Annotated in this window: 12 protein-coding genes; 6 read left to right on the top strand and 6 right to left on the bottom strand. The window is 68.8% G+C overall.

From position 1 onward, the window contains the following. Positions 1-111: 111 nt before the first annotated feature. Together AB0E69_RS32120 and AB0E69_RS32115 are read left to right on the top strand one after the other, a co-directional pair. Complete coding sequence (locus tag AB0E69_RS32120; protein WP_360154720.1) at positions 112-624, top strand: SigE family RNA polymerase sigma factor; 513 nt, start codon at positions 112-114, stop codon at positions 622-624. After that, the gene (locus AB0E69_RS32115; RefSeq protein ID WP_360154717.1) at positions 621-1,352 is read left to right on the top strand and encodes a hypothetical protein; all 732 of its coding nucleotides are present in this window, start codon (positions 621-623) and stop codon (positions 1,350-1,352) included. Before AB0E69_RS32120 ends, AB0E69_RS32115 begins: the two co-directional genes overlap by 4 nt. A gap of 18 nt (positions 1,353-1,370) precedes the next feature. Here the strand turns inward: AB0E69_RS32115 and AB0E69_RS32110 are convergent, their stop codons facing one another. Next, positions 1,371-5,321, bottom strand: coding sequence for a GH92 family glycosyl hydrolase (locus AB0E69_RS32110; RefSeq protein ID WP_360154714.1), 3,951 nt, complete (start codon positions 5,319-5,321; stop codon positions 1,371-1,373). Between the two features lie 253 nt (positions 5,322-5,574). Here AB0E69_RS32110 and AB0E69_RS32105 point away from each other — a divergent pair, with 253 nt between their 5' ends. Both AB0E69_RS32105 and AB0E69_RS32100 read left to right on the top strand, forming a co-directional pair. Next, positions 5,575-6,474: an NAD-dependent epimerase/dehydratase family protein gene (locus AB0E69_RS32105; RefSeq protein ID WP_360154711.1), complete on the top strand. Its 900-nt coding sequence runs from the start codon at positions 5,575-5,577 to the stop codon at positions 6,472-6,474. Then, positions 6,471-8,672, top strand: a complete 2,202-nt coding sequence (locus tag AB0E69_RS32100) for a glycosyltransferase family 2 protein (protein ID WP_360154708.1) — start codon at positions 6,471-6,473, stop codon at positions 8,670-8,672. Before AB0E69_RS32105 ends, AB0E69_RS32100 begins: the two co-directional genes overlap by 4 nt. Here AB0E69_RS32100 and AB0E69_RS32095 read toward each other — a convergent pair. After that, positions 8,578-9,057, bottom strand: a complete 480-nt coding sequence (locus AB0E69_RS32095) for a GtrA family protein (protein WP_360154705.1) — start codon at positions 9,055-9,057, stop codon at positions 8,578-8,580. The two genes, AB0E69_RS32100 and AB0E69_RS32095, sit on opposite strands and share 95 nt — an antisense overlap. A gap of 159 nt (positions 9,058-9,216) precedes the next feature. On the opposite strand from AB0E69_RS32095, the gene AB0E69_RS32090 reads away from it, so the two are divergent. Continuing rightward, on the top strand, positions 9,217-10,374 hold the full coding sequence (locus AB0E69_RS32090) for an NAD-dependent epimerase/dehydratase family protein (protein WP_360154702.1): 1,158 nt from the start codon (positions 9,217-9,219) through the stop codon (positions 10,372-10,374). Here AB0E69_RS32090 and AB0E69_RS32085 read toward each other — a convergent pair. Continuing rightward, the gene (locus AB0E69_RS32085) at positions 10,361-11,263 is read right to left on the bottom strand and encodes a LysR family transcriptional regulator (RefSeq protein ID WP_360154699.1); all 903 of its coding nucleotides are present in this window, start codon (positions 11,261-11,263) and stop codon (positions 10,361-10,363) included. The two genes, AB0E69_RS32090 and AB0E69_RS32085, sit on opposite strands and share 14 nt — an antisense overlap. A 90-nt stretch (positions 11,264-11,353) precedes the next feature. Between AB0E69_RS32085 and AB0E69_RS32080 the strand changes: the two genes are divergently transcribed. Continuing rightward, complete coding sequence (locus AB0E69_RS32080) at positions 11,354-12,550, top strand: MFS transporter (protein WP_360154696.1); 1,197 nt, start codon at positions 11,354-11,356, stop codon at positions 12,548-12,550. Here AB0E69_RS32080 and AB0E69_RS32075 read toward each other — a convergent pair. From AB0E69_RS32075 to AB0E69_RS32065, 3 genes are read right to left on the bottom strand one after another with little or no spacing between them, the layout of a single operon-like run. Further along, positions 12,525-13,256 (bottom strand): methyltransferase domain-containing protein, encoded by a 732-nt coding sequence (locus AB0E69_RS32075; RefSeq protein WP_360154693.1) that lies wholly within the window; start codon positions 13,254-13,256, stop codon positions 12,525-12,527. The two genes, AB0E69_RS32080 and AB0E69_RS32075, sit on opposite strands and share 26 nt — an antisense overlap. A gap of 60 nt (positions 13,257-13,316) precedes the next feature. After that, the gene (locus AB0E69_RS32070; RefSeq protein WP_360154690.1) at positions 13,317-14,318 is read right to left on the bottom strand and encodes an alanine racemase; all 1,002 of its coding nucleotides are present in this window, start codon (positions 14,316-14,318) and stop codon (positions 13,317-13,319) included. Positions 14,319-14,322: 4 nt separating this feature from the next. After that, a complete protein-coding gene (locus tag AB0E69_RS32065; RefSeq protein WP_360154687.1) occupies positions 14,323-15,453 on the bottom strand; it encodes a peptidoglycan bridge formation glycyltransferase FemA/FemB family protein in 1,131 nt (376 codons plus the stop codon). Positions 15,454-15,646: the final 193 nt, after the last annotated feature.

Here is a 15,646-nt window from a genome sequence, read left to right as displayed (position 1 = left end):
GAGGGCGGCGAGCAGCACGCCGCCCTCGTCGCACGTCCGCCGCCTTGCAACCTTCCCAGGTGCTCACCCAGTAGTTCCAGGGTGGAGATCACCGACAAGGGAGGGCGGACCGTGAGCGACCGCGACACGGAGTTCCTCGAGTACGTGAGCGCCCACCGCGGCCGCATGCTGCGGACCGCCCGGTTGCTCGCCTCGGGGGACGGGCACTGGGCCGAGGACCTGGTCCAGGTCGCGCTGACCAGGCTCTACGTCCACTGGGGCAAGGTGCGGCGGGAGGACGGCGCGGCGCGGTACGCCGACCGGATCCTGGTGAACGCGTTCCTCGACGAACGCCGGCGGATGTGGCGCCGGCGCGAAGCGACCACCGCGGACCTGCACGACGCCGCACCGCCGCCGAGCCAGGACCCCGCCGACCGGCTCTCGGTGTTGGACGCGCTGAGCAAGCTCCCGCGCCGCCAGCACGCGGTCGTCGTGCTGCGGTACTTCCGCGACCTCGACATCCAGACCACCGCCGAGCTGATGGGCTGCTCGCCGGGCACGGTCAAGTCGCAGACGTCGCGGGCCCTCGCCACCCTGCGCGATCTCCTGAACGACCCCCTCGAAACCCTGGAGAACGTACGATGACCGACCTCAAAGACCTCCTCGACGAGGCCGCCGGCGACCCCGGCGTCGCAGACCAAGATCCCGCCGCCGACCTCGCGCGCGGTCGACGCGCCGTCCGTCGCCGCCGCTTCACCGCTGTTGGTACCTCCGCTGTTGCCACCGCCTTGGTCGTTGGTGTCGGCTGGAACCTCTGGCCCGGTGGCGCCACGCAGGGGCAGGTCGCAGCCACGCCCAGCCCGACGCCCACGCCGTACCGGGTGGTCGGCGGCAACACCAGCGATCACCGGCCGGGCCCGGTAGTTCCGGTGCACGCTGTGCCGTTGGTGCCGAACACGAAGGCCTTCCCCGGGAAGATCACCTGTGACCTGATCCCGCAGGGATGGATCGCCCGGGTGTCGTACGCCGGCGAGTGGCAGCAGCAGGAGCTGCGCGACCCCAAGCTGGACCCGAAGAAGTACCACGACGCGTCCACCACGCTGAACGTCCGGGCGTCGGAGCTCTACGACGTGGGCAACGGCCTCGAGCCGGAGAAGTTCGGGACACCGTGGGCACAGTTGCCGAAGGTGCGGGCCGGCAAGAACGTGGCGGTGACCGCGAACGCGCCCCAGGGCGACCAGGCGGGGCGGGGCGAGGTGTTCGTCCGGCAGGGGAACAGCAAGCGGCTCGTGATCGTCGCCAACGCTGCGTACAACCTCGGCTGGACCATGAGCACGCTGCTGAGGTTCGCCGGTTCCTGCCACTACAAGTGACAGGAACCGGCGAATCGGTCAGCCGTAGTTGCGGTCGATCGATTGCGACGGGGTCGGGCTCGGCTCGGTCTCCGCGACGCGCTTGTCGCTCGGGTGGGTGCCGGGCTCGATGCCCTTGAGGGTGCCGAGCAGTTCGATCTCGGACAAGGTGACGCCGCTGGCTCCCGCGGCCGGTGTCAGCACCAGGCGGTACTGCGTGTAGGCCTTGGGCGAGGCGACGCTGAACGAGCGGGTGTACGACGCCCACGCCCAGCTCTGACCGGTACGGCGATCCACCGTGGACCACGTCGTACCGTCGTTCGAGCCCTGGAGCTCCCACGCCGACGGAGCGACCCCAGTGGCGCCGCTGGTCAGCGTGTACATGCCCACCGGCCGGCCCTGCGGCAGGGCGACCGTGACGGTCGGTGCCGCACCGGTCAGCGTGACCTGCGTCTTGGCGTCGTTGTCGGTCAGCGCGGTGACATCGGAGCCGTCGCCCGCACCGACGACGGCGCCGGTGTCGGAGGTCGAGTCGTGCCACGTCGCCGGGTCCTCGCCCGGCTTCGTGATCGACGGCGGGGCGTCGTTGCGGCCGGTGCCCCACTTGGTCGGCTGGTCGGTCATCTCGAACTCGAGCTTGCCTCCGTTTGCGATCAGGTCGTGTGGCAGCGCGGTCGACGACCACGGGCGGCCGTTCACCCGCACGCTCTTGACGTAGATGTTCTTCGCCGAGTTCTGCGGCGCGCTGATCACCAGCTTCTTGCCACTGGCCAGCCGGACCGTCGCCTTGGTGAACAGCGGCGACCCGATCGCGTACGTCGGCGAACCGACCTGCAGCGGGTAGAAGCCGAGCGAGCTGAACAGGAACCACGACGACATCTCGCCGTTGTCCTCGTCACCCGGGTACCCCTGCCCGATCTCCGAGCCCAGGTACAGCCGGGACAGCACCTCACGCACCTTCTCCTGCGTCTTCCACGGCTGTCCGGCCACGTCGTACATGTAGGTGATGTGGTGCGACGGCTGGTTGCTGTGCCCGTACTGACCCATCCGGACGTCGCGGGCCTCGAGCATCTCGTGGATCGTGCCGCCGTACCCACCGGTGTGCAGCGCGTCCTCGGGGATGCTGAAGAACTCGTCGAGCTTCTTCGCCAGCCCGTCCCGGCCGCCGTAGATCGCGGCCAGGCCGGCCCCGTCCTGCGGCGTCGAGAACGCCATGTTCCACGCGTTCGTCTCGGTGTAGTCGTGGCCCCAGTCCTGCGGGTCGAACGTGCTGGGGGAGTTGCCCCAGACGCCGTCCGGTCCCTTGCCCTGGAAGAACCCGACTGCCGGGTCGTACAGGTGCACGTAGTTGCGGGCCCGGTTCAGGAAGTACTGGTAGTTGTCCAGGTACTCCTGCTTGCGCGGGTCGTTCTTCTTCGCCTGGTCGTACAGCGCCTTCGACAGGTTCGCGATGCCGAAGTCGTTGATGTAGCCGTCCATCGACCAGCTGAAGCCTTCACCGGTGGTGTTGGCCGTGTAGCCGTTGAAGGTGGACAGGTCCATCCCCTTGCGGCCGACGTTCTCCGACGGCGGTACGACGGTCGCGTTCTTGACCGCCGCGTCGTACGCCGCCTGGATGTCGATCCCCTTGACGCCCTTCAGGTACGCGTCCGCGAAGGCGACGTCGGACGACGTACCGACCATCAGGTTCGCGTAGCCGGGTGAGGACCAGCGGGAGATCCAGCCGCCGTCCTTGTACTGCTGGACGAACCCGTTGACCAGGTCACCGGCCTCCGGAGCCAGCAGCGAGTACGCCGGCCACACCGTGCGGTACGTGTCCCAGAAGCCATTGTTCACGTACGTCTGGCCGGCCACGATCTTCGAGCCGGTCGTGGTCGGGGTGTCGGCACCCACCTTCGGCGAGGTCGGCGACGCGTAGGTGATTACCGGCTTGGAGGCCGTACCGGTGTTCTCCGAGCCGTTGTTCGGGTAGAGGAACAGCCGGTACAGGTTCGAGTACAGCGTGGTCAGCTGGTCGGCCGTCGCGCCCTCGACCTCGATCGCGTTCAGCTTGGCGTCCCACGCGGCCTGGGCGGCGTCCTTGACCCGACCGAACCGCGATCCGGCCGGAAGTTCCAGCTCCAGGTTCTTCCGTGCTTGCTCCGTGCCGATCAGCGAGGTCGCGATCCGCAGCTGCACCTGGGTGGTCTTGGCGTCGAACATGAAGTAGCCACCAACGTTGGCGCCACCACCGTTCGCCAGCTTGCCGGAGGCAAGCACCTTCTGGTCGACGACGCCGTAGACGAACAGCCGGCCGGCACCTGTGGACAACCCGCTCTTGATGTCGCTGTAGCCGGTCACCACGCCGGTGGCCGGGTCGAGTGTCAGGCCGCCGTTGTTGTTGACGTTGTCGAACACCAGCGACGCCTTGCCGGCCGGGAAGCTGAACCGCAGCATCGCCGCGTGGTCGGTCGGCGCGATCTCGGCCGCGTTGCCGTTGTCGAACGTGACACCGTAGTAGTACGGCCGGGCGACCTCGTTGTCGTGGCTGAACGACCATGCGCGTGCCTTGCGGTCCGCGGTCGGGGTGTCGGCCGTCGACGGCATCACCTGGAAGGTCTGCCGGTCACCCATCCACGGGCTGGGCTCGTGACTGATCGACAGCGCCTGCATGGTCGGCTTGTTCGCCTCGTTGTTGCCCTTGGCGTAGTCGTACAGCCAAGAGGTCGACCCCGCATTCGTGACCGGCGTCCAGAAGTTGAAGCCGTGCGGTACGGCGGTCGCCGGGAAGTTGTTGCCCCGGGAGAACCCGCCGGTGGCGTTCGTGCCACGGGTGGTCAGCGCGAGGTCGGACGGGTGCTTGGCCGCGGTCTTCTGGGCCGCGCGGTCCGGGTTGATCGCGGCGGCGATCCGGATGTCGTCGACCCAGCCGCGGAAGTCGGCCGGCCCGGTCGGCTTGTCGTACCCGATCAGGATCCGCTTGATCGTCTTCCCGGCCGCGACCTTGCCGAGGTCCGCCTCGACGTTGTTCCACTGGTTGGTGGACAGGCCCTTGGCCTCGCCCTGACCGCGCGGGCTCAGCACGAACCCGTGGTGGTCGCGCGCCTTCAGGTCGCTCAGGTACGTGCCGTCCGAGAACGCCAGGTCGAGCGCGGCATACGTGCTCGGGTAGCTGAGGTCGCCGTCGACGTGCTCGGGGAAGATCTTGTACGACAGCCGGGTGTCCTTGCCGACCTTCAGGTCGACGTCGGAGATCCGGTTCCAGGTGTACCCACGGCCCTCGGCCTCTTGGTGGCCGGCGTACCGGAAGGACTTGACGCCGGTGAAGCCGACCCGGGCGCGGGCGTTGTACGCGCTGGTCGGGCCGGAGTCGAGCCGCGACTCGGCGACCGGGCCGGGTGGCGGCAGCGGGGCGCCGTTGGACAGGTACCAGTCCGCGAGCTGGACGATGTTCTCGCCGTGGTTCAGCGTGATGTCCAGCTTGAAGAACTTGTACGGCGTCTCGTTCGCGAAGCTGTACTCCTTGGTCTGGAACCGGTTCTCGAAGCTCTGGCCGGTCTGGGTGTCCAGCACGGTCCAGTTCGTGCCGTCGTTCGACCCCTGGACGGTGAAGTTCTGCGGGTCGCGGCCGTCGGCGTCGTTTGCCGAGGTCAGCGCGTACTTGCGGATCACCACCGGGACCGAGGTCTCGTAGACCAGCCAGCCGGTCGGCTGGAACACCAGCCACTTGGTGAACTTGTCACCGTCGGCGGCGTTGGTGGCGATCTCGCCGCCACCGGTGTTCTCACCGTTCGCGGTCACCTTGGTGACCTTGTCCATCTCGCTGCCGCCGATCCCGGTCGGCGTCGGACCGCGGACGCCGTCGGCGCGCGGTTTCCCGTCCGGACCGGTCTCGACCGTGTCCGCCGGGCCGGGCTGCGGCTGCCCGGACTCGAACGAAGTGAAGTACGACGTACCGCTGACCACCGGCTGCTCTCCGGCAGCGGGTGGTGCGGCGTGGGCTGACGTCATGGCAGATGACATTGTCACAACCAGACTCAGAGACGCGACGAGCCCCAGTGGGCGGCGGAGTTTCATCCACGCTCCTTGCACGGCCGGACCGGGCGCGACAGCTGTCCCCCGGCATGGGTGCGCGGCCCCGATGACAAGGTTGTCAGCCCGCGCCCGGGGTGATCCTCCCTACTGCAGTCACCCCTGGTCAATAGTTCGTAGCGCACTGTCGACACGTGATGGTGGTTCGACACACCGGCGGTAGGTTGAGGGCATGGACGAACGTGTGCTGGTCACGGGGGCCTCGGGGTTCATCGGACGGGTCGTCGTGGCTGCTCTGCGGGAGCGGGACGTGGCCGTGACCGCGGTCGATCGCGAGCCGCCGGACCCGTCCTGGGGCGACGGTGTGGACGTGGTGACCGGAGACCTGGCCGAGCAGGAGACCTGCATCGCCGCGTTCGAGACCAGGCCGACCGCGGTGGTGCACCTGGCCGCGCTGACGTCGGTGCTGCGGTCGGTCGACGCACCGATGCAGACCTTCGCGCAGAACGTCACCATCACGCAGGTGCTGCTGGAGCTGTCGCGGGGCAGTGGTGTGGACCGGTTCGTGCTCGCCTCGACCAACGCGGTCGTCGGCAACGTGGGTACGTCGACCATCACCGCCGACCTCCCGCTCCGGCCGCTCACGCCGTACGGCGCCACTAAGGCCGCCTGCGAGATGCTGCTCTCGGCGTATTCCGGGAGCTACGGGATCGCCACCGCCGCGCTCCGGTTCACCAACGTGTACGGACCGGGCATGTCGCACAAGGACAGCTTCGTCCCGCGGATGATGCGGGCAGCTCTCACCGGCACCGGCGTCCGGGTGTACGGCGACGGGCAGCAGCGCCGCGACCTGGTGTACGTCGACGACGTCGTCAGCGGCGTGCTGCGCGCGCTCGACACCCGGTACGACGGCCGCGCGATCATCGGCTCGGGCCGGTCGGTGTCCGTGCTCGAGCTGATCGACACCGTGCGGTCGGTGACCGGCTGCCCGGTGCCGGCCGAGCACATCGAGGCGCCGGCGGGCGAGATGCCGGCCGTCGTCGTCGACATCACCAACGACCTCGGTTACCGGCCGACGGTGTCGCTCGAGGACGGTCTGGCGCGGACGTGGCAATACTTCAAACAAGCGTGAGGAAGCACTGGCTGCTCGCAGTCTTCCTCGTGGCGGGTCTGGTCCTCCGCGTCCTCGCCGTCATCGCCTACCGCCCGGCGATCATCTACTCCGACTCGGTGCAGTACCTGACCAACCTGGAGAAGCTGAGCCCGGACCAGCTCAACCCGATCGGTTACGACCTCGTCCTCGGCCCACTGGTCTCGGCCGGTGGGCTGATGGGCGTGGTGATCGTGCAGCACCTCGTCGGCCTCGCGCTCGGGGTCGTGATCTACGCCCTGGCCCGCCGCCTCACTGTGTACCGCTGGCTGGCCGCAGTTGCTGCCGCGCCGATCCTGCTCGACGCCTACCAGGTGCAGATCGAGCAGAACATCATGGCGGAGACCACCTTCGACGCGATCTTGGTGGCGGTCCTCTGGCTCCTTCTGGCCCGCGGTGTCCCCGGCTGGCGGCGTGCAGCGGTGGTCGGCGTACTCATCGGCGCCGCCTTCGCGGTCCGGGCGATCGGCATGGTTCTGCTCATCGCTGTGGTGCTCTACCTCATCGTGGTCGGCAACGCCTGGCGCAAGCGCCGCATGGACGTCGTACGCCGAACAGCCGCGGCTATAGCCGGTTTCGTCATCGTCTTCGGCGCATACGTCGGCTACTACCACTCTGAGACCGGCCGGTGGGGTTTCACCGGTGCCGAGAACCAGGTCCTCTACGGACGGACCGCTACGGTCGCCGACTGCGCCAAGCTGCCGCTCAACGAAGGCACCCGGCTGTTCTGCCCCAAGGAGCCTCTCGGTCAGCGGCTCGGCGTCGACAAGTACGCGCACAACCACTACGGCGACCCGAACTGGCCCGGTCCGCTCCCACCCGGTACGACGAAACGCCAGCTGGCGACCGAGTTCGCGCATCTGGTGATCACGCACCAGCCGGTCGACGTCACCTGGGCGGCGCTGAAGGACTTCGCCAAGGGCTTCGCGCCGACGCGGACCAGCTCACCCAACGACGTACCGCTGGACCGCTGGCAGTTCCAGCTGACCTATCCCAACCTGCAGGACTCCAACACCGCCAAGGCAGCGGTGAAGTGGGGCGGCTCCGAGCCGCAGGTCTCGCACGTGCCCGCGGCAATCCTGCGTGCATATCAGCTGCACGGTGGCTACGCCTCTGGTTCATTCCTGGGACTCTGCGTGCTGCTGGCACTCGCAGCGGTAGCTGGACTGGGTCGGGCGAAGACTTCTGGTCTCCGGTCGGCCGCTCTGCTGCCCGCAGAAGCTGGCGTGATCCTGTTGCTCGGATCAGCAGCCTTCGAGTTCTCGTGGCGCTACCAACTGCCGGGACTTGTGTTCTTTCCGCTGGCCGGCGCGATCGGCTTGCGCGCACTGCTCGGCAAGGACCAGGCCCGCCCGGCGATGGCCGACTATCCGGACACCGTGGATTCCCTTGCTGTGCAGGACTTCGGCAAACGCGACTTCGCTCCGGTCGTCGTGGTGATTGCCGCGTACAACGAAGCGGGCGGCATCGGCCCGGTGCTCCAGAACATGCCCCGCACCTGCGCCGGCCTAGCCGTTGACGTCCTGGTGGTGGTGGACGGGTCCACCGACGACACGGCTGAGATCGCGAAGAACAACGGGGCCCACGTCTGCGTTGCCCCAAGCAACCGCGGACAGGGCGCCGCGCTACGGCTCGGGTACCACCTCGCCGCGGCGGGCGGAGCGGAGTACATCGTCACCACCGACGCGGACGGGCAGTATGACAACGACGAGCTGGAGGTGCTGCTCGAGCCGATCCTGCTCGGCCGGGCCGACTTCGTGACCGGGTCCCGCCGGCTCGGTGCGGAGGACGCGGACAGCCGGCTGCGCTGGGTCGGTGTCCGCGTTTTCGCTGCGCTGGCGTCAGTTCTGACCCGGCGGAAGCTGACGGACACGTCGTTCGGGTTCCGCGCGATGCGGGCCGAGCTGGCGACCGCGGTGACGTTGCGAGAGCCGCAGTACCAGTCGTCGGAGCTCCTGCTCGGTGCGCTCGCGCTCGGGGCACGGGTGGTCGAGCTGCCGATGACGATGCGGCGCCGCGGCGACGGCATCAGCAAGAAGGGGCCAGGGCTGGTGTACGGCGCGAACTACGGCCGCGTGATGACGACTACGTGGCTACGGGAGTACGCGCTGGGGCGGGCTCGTCGGCGCGCGAAGACCTGGCGAACACCAGCCGGTCGAACAGCAGGAACTTCACGATGAACAGCACCGCGTAGGTGCCGAGGTACGAACCGGTGACCAGAGCCGTCTTCCACGCGTACGACCCGACCGGCTGCACCAGGTGGTCGGTCACCGAGGTGACCACCGCGGCCGTGACCGCCGAGCCGATCACGATCATTGTGTAGGGCAACTTCTGCCCGCTGCGCCCCCAGGTCCAGCGCCGGTTCAGCACGTAGTTCGGGACCGCTCCGGCCAGCCACGCGACCAGCGTCGCGGCGATCGCCGGCGTCCCGAACCAGTAACACAGAGCGAACGCCACCTGGCTGACCACGGTGGCGACTACGGAGGACGCCGAGTACCTCGCCCACAGCAACCATCGCGGGTGGCGCGGACCGGATCCGCTCAAGACCTTGGTAAGAGCACGCATCGCGGCCTATTCTGCACCCCCGCGCCCGTTGTGAGCAGGGCGAAGCAGATTCTCAGCCGATTGCCAGCGAATAGATGACTCCCGTCACGTTACTGGAGCGGGTACTCGGGATAGGAAAGACAGTGAAGGGTCACGTCCCCAACGGAAGGCGGCCGAGCCGTGCGCGTACTCGTCCTGGGCGGTGACGGTTACCTAGGGTGGCCGACTGCACTGCATCTTTCCGACCGCGGCCACGACACGGCCGTGCTCGACAACTTCGCCCGTCGCGGTTACGACCGGGAGCTCGGGGTCGAGAGCCTGGTCCCGATCGAGGACCTGGAGACCCGGGTCGCCGCGTGGGAGGAGGTCTCCGGCCGGAAGATCCCGGCGTACTCCGGCGACCTGCTCGACGCCGACTTCGTCTACCAGGTGCTGACCGAGTTCGAGCCGGACGCGATCGTGCACTTCGCCGAGCAGCGGGCGGCGCCGTACTCGATGATCGACCGTGCGCACGCGGTCTACACCCAGCACAACAACGTGGTCGGCACGCTGAACCTGATGTACGCGATCGCCGAGACGAACCCGGACATCCACCTGGTGAAGCTCGGCACGATGGGCGAGTACGGCACGCCCAACATCGACATCGAGGAAGGCTGGCTCGAGGTCGAGCACAACGGCCGCAAGGACCGGATGCTCTACCCGAAGAAGCCGGGCTCGTTCTACCACCTGAGCAAGGTGCACGACTCGCACAACCTGGAGTTCGGCTGCCGCATCTGGGGCATGCGGGTCACCGACCTCAACCAGGGCGTCGTGTACGGGCAGCAGACCGACCAGACCGTGCTGGACGCGCGGCTGGCCACGCGGTTCGACTACGACGCGGTCTTCGGCACTGTGCTCAACCGCTTCGTCATCCAGGCCGTGCTGGGCGAGCCGCTGACCGTCTACGGCACCGGTGGTCAGACCCGTGGCTTCCTGGACATCCGGGACACTGTGGAGTGCATCCGGCTCGCTGTGGAGAACCCGGCGGACGCCGGTGAGTTCCGCGTGTTCAACCAGATGACCGAGAGCTTCTCTGTGTCCCAGCTGGCCGAGCTGGTGGCCGAGCGCTTCGCCGGGCCGGTCCAGGTGGAGCACCTGGAGAACCCGCGCGTCGAGCAGCCCGAGCACTACTACAACGTGAAGCACACGGGTCTGGTCGGCCTCGGCCTGCAGCCGCACCTGCTGTCGGACACGCTGATCGAGTCGATGTTCGACATCGTCTCGGCCAACAAGGACCGGGTGGACCACGCGGCGCTGCTGCCGACGGTCCGCTGGAAGGGGACCCTCAAGCAGGGCTGAGCTTCGACCGCACCAGGTCGGTGAAGCGCCGCGCCGCCGGTGTGGCAGCGTGGCCGCTCGGCAGGACCAGATCGACCCGGCGCTCCAGCTGTACCCCGGCCAACGGGACCAGCTGGAGCGCCTCGTCCGACCTGGGGTGCAGGGTGAAGTCCAGCCCCTGCGGTACGAGTGCGACGCCTACACCGGCGCCGACCAGGTCGAGCACCATCACCCACTCGTTCACCTCGCAGACGATCTGGCGCTCCAGGCCCGCTGCGGCGAACGCGCGGTCGATCTCGGTCCGGATCGCCCAGGCCGGTGGCGGCTCCACGAACCGCTCACCGGTCAGCTGCTCCAGCCGTACCGCGGACGCCTGAGCCAGCGGGTGATTCCGTGGACAGGCCAGCACGACCGGCTCGGCCAGCAGCGGTACGACGTCAAGGCCGGGCGGATCGTGGTCGAGCAGCCCGACCAGGCCGCAGTCCAGACCACCGTCCAGCACCAGCCGGACCATCTCCGACGCACCCCGCTGCATGACCGAGATCCGCACCCGCGGATGAGCCAACGCGAACTCAGCGAGCCAGTCGGCGAACGGCAGCGTGTGCCCGGTCGTCTGCAGCGCACCGATGCGCAGGTGCCCGGCCAGCGCACCGTGGACCTCTTGCACGGTCTGCCGGGCCGCTGCCGCCGCCTCCAACGTGCGGCGAGCCAGTGGGACGAGCGCCTCGCCCTCAGCGGTCAGCCGGACCGGTCTGGTCCCGCGGACGAACAGAAGCGCGTCCACGTCCTTCTCCAGCGCACGGATCGAGGTGGACAGACCTGACTGCACGATGTGCTCGCGGCCGGCCGCCGTCGTGAAGCTGCGCTCCTCGGCGAGCGCCACGAAATGCCGGAGATGGCGAAGTTCCATGGCTAGTATCTACAGCAGAGATGGAAGCTATCTCAACCAGTCGGTGCGGAGCTGGTATCGCGGCCGGGTTCTGCCCGGTTCCAATGAACTGTGACGACAATCAGTGCTACTCGTACTTCCGCCCGGCACCTGACCGGGTTCTGGTTCGTGGCCGCGGCTTTCCTGACCCTGATGGCCTTCGGCACCGTGCCGACGCCGCTGTGGCCGATCTACCAGGTCCGCGACCACTTCGGCGCGATCACCGTGACCGTCGCCTTCGCCGTGATGGTGATCGGCGCGGCCGGTGGCCTCGGCTTCCTCGGCCATCTCTCCGACCGGTTCGGCCGGCGGCGGATCATCCTGCCGGCCCTACTCACCGGGATCGCGTCGGCCGCAGTACTCGCGATCTGGCCGCAGCTGCCCGGTCTGCTGGTCGGCCGGATCCTGACCGGGCTCGCCATCGGCCTGATGGCGTCGACGGCCACGGCGTACCTCACCGATCTGTACCGCGAGGCTCGGCCGGAGGCGGCGCCGACGTTCCCGGCGCTGGTCGCGACCGTGTCGAACCTCGGCGGGCTGGCGCTCGGCCCGCTCGTCGCGGGCGTGCTGGCGCAATGGGCGCCGGCGCCGGTGCGGACGTCGTACCTGATCTTCGGTGGGCTGATGGTGGTTCTGCTGCTGATGGTGCTGTCGAGTCCGGAGACGGTCGACACCGAGCTCGCGGACCAGGACCGGCCGGTGCGGTTCGCGGTCCGTTCGGGGCAGCAGTTTGCCGCGGCCGCTGCGCTCGGGTTCTTCGCCTTTGCGGTGATGGGCCTGTTCTCCTCGCTCGGCGCGATCATCGTGCGCGGCGAGCTCGGCATCACGTCGTACTTCGTCGGCGGGCTGGCGCCGTTCGTGACGTTCGCTGCCTCGGCGGTGGCGCAGCTGGCCGTCGGCCGGATGGCGTACCGGCGGGTGCTGGTCCTCGGCACGGTGCTGTTCCCGCTCGGGCTCGCGCTGACGGCGGTGTCGCTCTACCACCCCGTGCTGTGGCTGTTCCTGGTTGCGGCCGCGTTCGCGGGCTCCGGCGCGGGCCTGCTCTTCAAGAGCGCGGTCGCCGAAACGGTCATCGCTGCCGACCCGGCGTCCCGCGCCGGCGTCCTCGCGATGTTCTTCGTCATCTCGTACGTCGGTATGGGCCTGCCCTCGATCGCCTTCAGCCTGATCATCCGCCACCTCGCCCTGCCGCCGACCATGATCGCGTTCGCGATCGCGCTGTCCGTCGGTGCGTTGGCCGCGGTCACGCAGTCGGTGCGGAGGCGCTGACGAGGATGGTCGGGAGCGCCGCGAGGAAGCGGTCGCGGCGCCCGCGGCGGGACTGTTCGCTCAGCCAGGACGTGGCGTCCTGCTGGGTGATCAGCGCCTTCTCGACGGCAGCTGCCGCGGCTGACTTCAGTTGCTGGGCCAGTTGGGCGTGGTCGGTGACGACCTCGGTGTGGACTGCGACCTCGACGTCGGTGAACCTGGCGTCGAGGAGCAGGTCGCGCAGGCTTCGAGCGGCGCGTGGGACGACGGTGCGGGACTCCAGACCGAGCAGTACGACGTCGGTGAGGTCCTGGTCGGAGCTGTCGATCATGAGGAAGCCGTAGTCCTGACCGCCGAGCACGATCCGCCCGCCAGGGCGCAGTACGCGTCGTGCCTCGGCCACGGTCGGGACCGGGTCCTCGAGCAGGTGGAACAGCCGTAGGGCCCGGTAGCCGTCCATCGACTCGTCCTCCAGCGGCAGGTCGTCCGACCATGCCACGTGGAACACCGCGCCCGGCGCCCGCTCCCGCGCCGCCTCGACAGCCTCCGGATCCGCGTCCACCCCGGTCACCTTGAGGCCCTTCGCGGCGAGCTCCGCCGCCGCATGCCCGGCCCCGCACGCCACGTCGACGACGGTCGCGCCCCGGCGCAGCCCGAGCATCCGGTACGACGCCACCCGCAGCTCAGCCGCCCCGAGCCGCTCCTCGATCCGGTCCAGAAAACCCATACACCCACGCTGCAACTTCAGGTCCACCTGAAGTCAACTGGTTGAGCCTCGGACAGACGGTCAGTCCATCGAGACCTTGTCGAAGGTGGTGGTGGTGTAGCGGACGTCGAGGGGGATCTCGTCGCCGACCGCGGGCGGTGCGACCGCGGACGGGAGGAACAGCATGCTGGCCTGCATGTGCGGCGGCTCGGCGAACCAGCGTTGCTTGCCCTCGATGGAGAACGGGGAGAGCGCCATGCCGGCCGCGTCCAGGCTGCCCTTCGCCATCGCGATCGCGCGCTGGCGGACGGTGGCGGCCGCGGTCGGTGCCTCCAGGCCGACGCCGTGCGCCGTACCACCGGAGACGATCACGATGTGCCCGTCGCCGCTGACGCGGCGCTGCCGGTAGCCGACCCGCTCGCCGCGGCGTACCGAATGCACGTCCAGCACGGTCGCGCGCACCGACAGCGCACCACGGTCGCCCAGCCACAGCCCGGTGCCCATCCGCAGCTTCACGTTGTCACCGATGTCGGCGAGCTTCTGCGACGGTACGTGGGACACCCAGAGCGTGCCCTTGCGTACGTCGAGCGCCGCCTTCGCCAGCTGCTGCGCCTCGCGCAGGTTGGCCGACGTACCGCCGGCGCCCATCGGGAAGTGCAGCGACCAGCCCTCGAAGCGAATCCGGTCCAGCGCGTTCAGCAGCATCGTGTGCCGCAGTTCGCGGGCCCCGATGCCGTGCCGGCGCATCGACGTCATCACCTCGATCAGCACCCGGCTGCCGGCCGGGATCGAGACCAGGTCGGCCAGCCGGCTGACCGTGTGGATCACGTTCTTGCTGTGCGGTACCTCGAGGAACGGCCGCCACGGCGACAGCACGACGACGTCCTCGCGCGGGTCCGGCGGTACCTCGAAGTAGGTGCCTACGGCAACCGTCCGGGCGCCGAGCGCGCGCGACTCGGCGAGCAGCCGCTGGTTGCCGAACCCGTACCCGTTGCCCTTGGCCACCGGGACGACGTCGGGGTGCCAGGTGGAACGAAGGTGGTCACGCCAGCGGTCGGAATCGACGTGCAGGACTAGGGGCATGGTGTCAACGCCGTCTCATGTAGAGGTCGAATGCGGTGTAGAGCGCCTTGTTCAACGGCAGGTCCCACTCACCGACGTACTCGACGGCCTCGCCGCCGGTGCCGGTCTTGAACTGGATCAGCCCGACGTGCGGGTCGTTCGGGTCCAAGGTGTCGGTGATGCCCCGTAGGTCGTACACGGACGCACCCGCGGCGAGTGCGTCCGACATCATGCGCCACTGGATCGCGTTCGACCCGCGCACGTCCCGTTTGGCGGTCGAGCTGGCACCGTAGGAGTACCAGGAGTGACCGCCGACCCGGACCCAGATCGTCGACGCGACCAGGTCGCCCTCGTGGTGGGCGTTGTAGATCCGGAAGTCGCAGCAATCGGCCGGCTGGTACGCCATCGCGGCGTACATCTTCTCGAAGTACGGCAGCGGCCGCGGGGTGAAGTGGTCGCGCTGCGCGGTCTCGACGTACAGCTGGTGGAAGGCCTTGATGTCCTCCGGCCCGCCCTGCGTCACCTCGACGCCGGCCTTCTCCGCCTTCTTGATGTTGCGCCGCCACAGCTGGTTCATGCCCTTGAGCAGGTCGTCCTGGCTGCGACCGGCCAGCGGCAGCTGGAAGACGTACTGCGGTTGTCCCGCCGCGAACCCGTCGGCGATTTTCGGCGCCTTCCAGCCCAGGCTGCGCAGCTGGTTGGTGACCGTGGCCCCGGACGGCTCGATCACGTCCGGCCGGACGTCGCCGAGCTTGGGCTGCTGCCCACCGGCGATCGCGTCCTTGATCGTCTTCGCGGTCCAGCGCCGGGTGGCGACCGGCGGACCCATGCGGACGCCGAACGCGCCGCGCTGCTGCAGGTGCTCGGCCAGCGGTCGCAGGAAGCGGCCGAGGTCGATGGCGTCCCAGTCGATGACCGGGCCCTCCGGCAGGTAGGCCAGGTACCGCTTGACCTTCGGCATCTGCCGGTAGAGGACCAGACCGGCACCGAGCAGCTCGCCCGGGTTGCCCGCCTCGTACCAGCCGAGTGACTCCGCTTTCCACTCGCTCTTCACCGCGGCCCACCCCGGGGTCTGCAGGAAGCTCGCCGACGGCTGGGCCGCGATATATGCGGCGTGCTCGTCGGTCGAGATGGTCCGAATGCTCAAGTCACTCACGGGGGGTCAGAGTACCGGCCCAGCCTGGAGATCCCCAGCTGAGCCGGTTTCTGATCAAACCCGCGCGAGCAGCTGCTCGGACAGATCCCACAACCGGGTGGTTGGTGGCGAACTGGTGCTCCCAGCCCTCGGGCGTGCGGTGCAGCGGCTCGGCCATCACCCCAGGGTGACCTCCGCGCCGGCCACGGCGAGC

The organism is Kribbella sp. NPDC026611 (assembly GCF_040638345.1).
Lineage (GTDB): Bacteria > Actinomycetota > Actinomycetes > Propionibacteriales > Kribbellaceae > Kribbella.
This window is presented reverse-complemented; position numbering and strand designations above follow the sequence as displayed.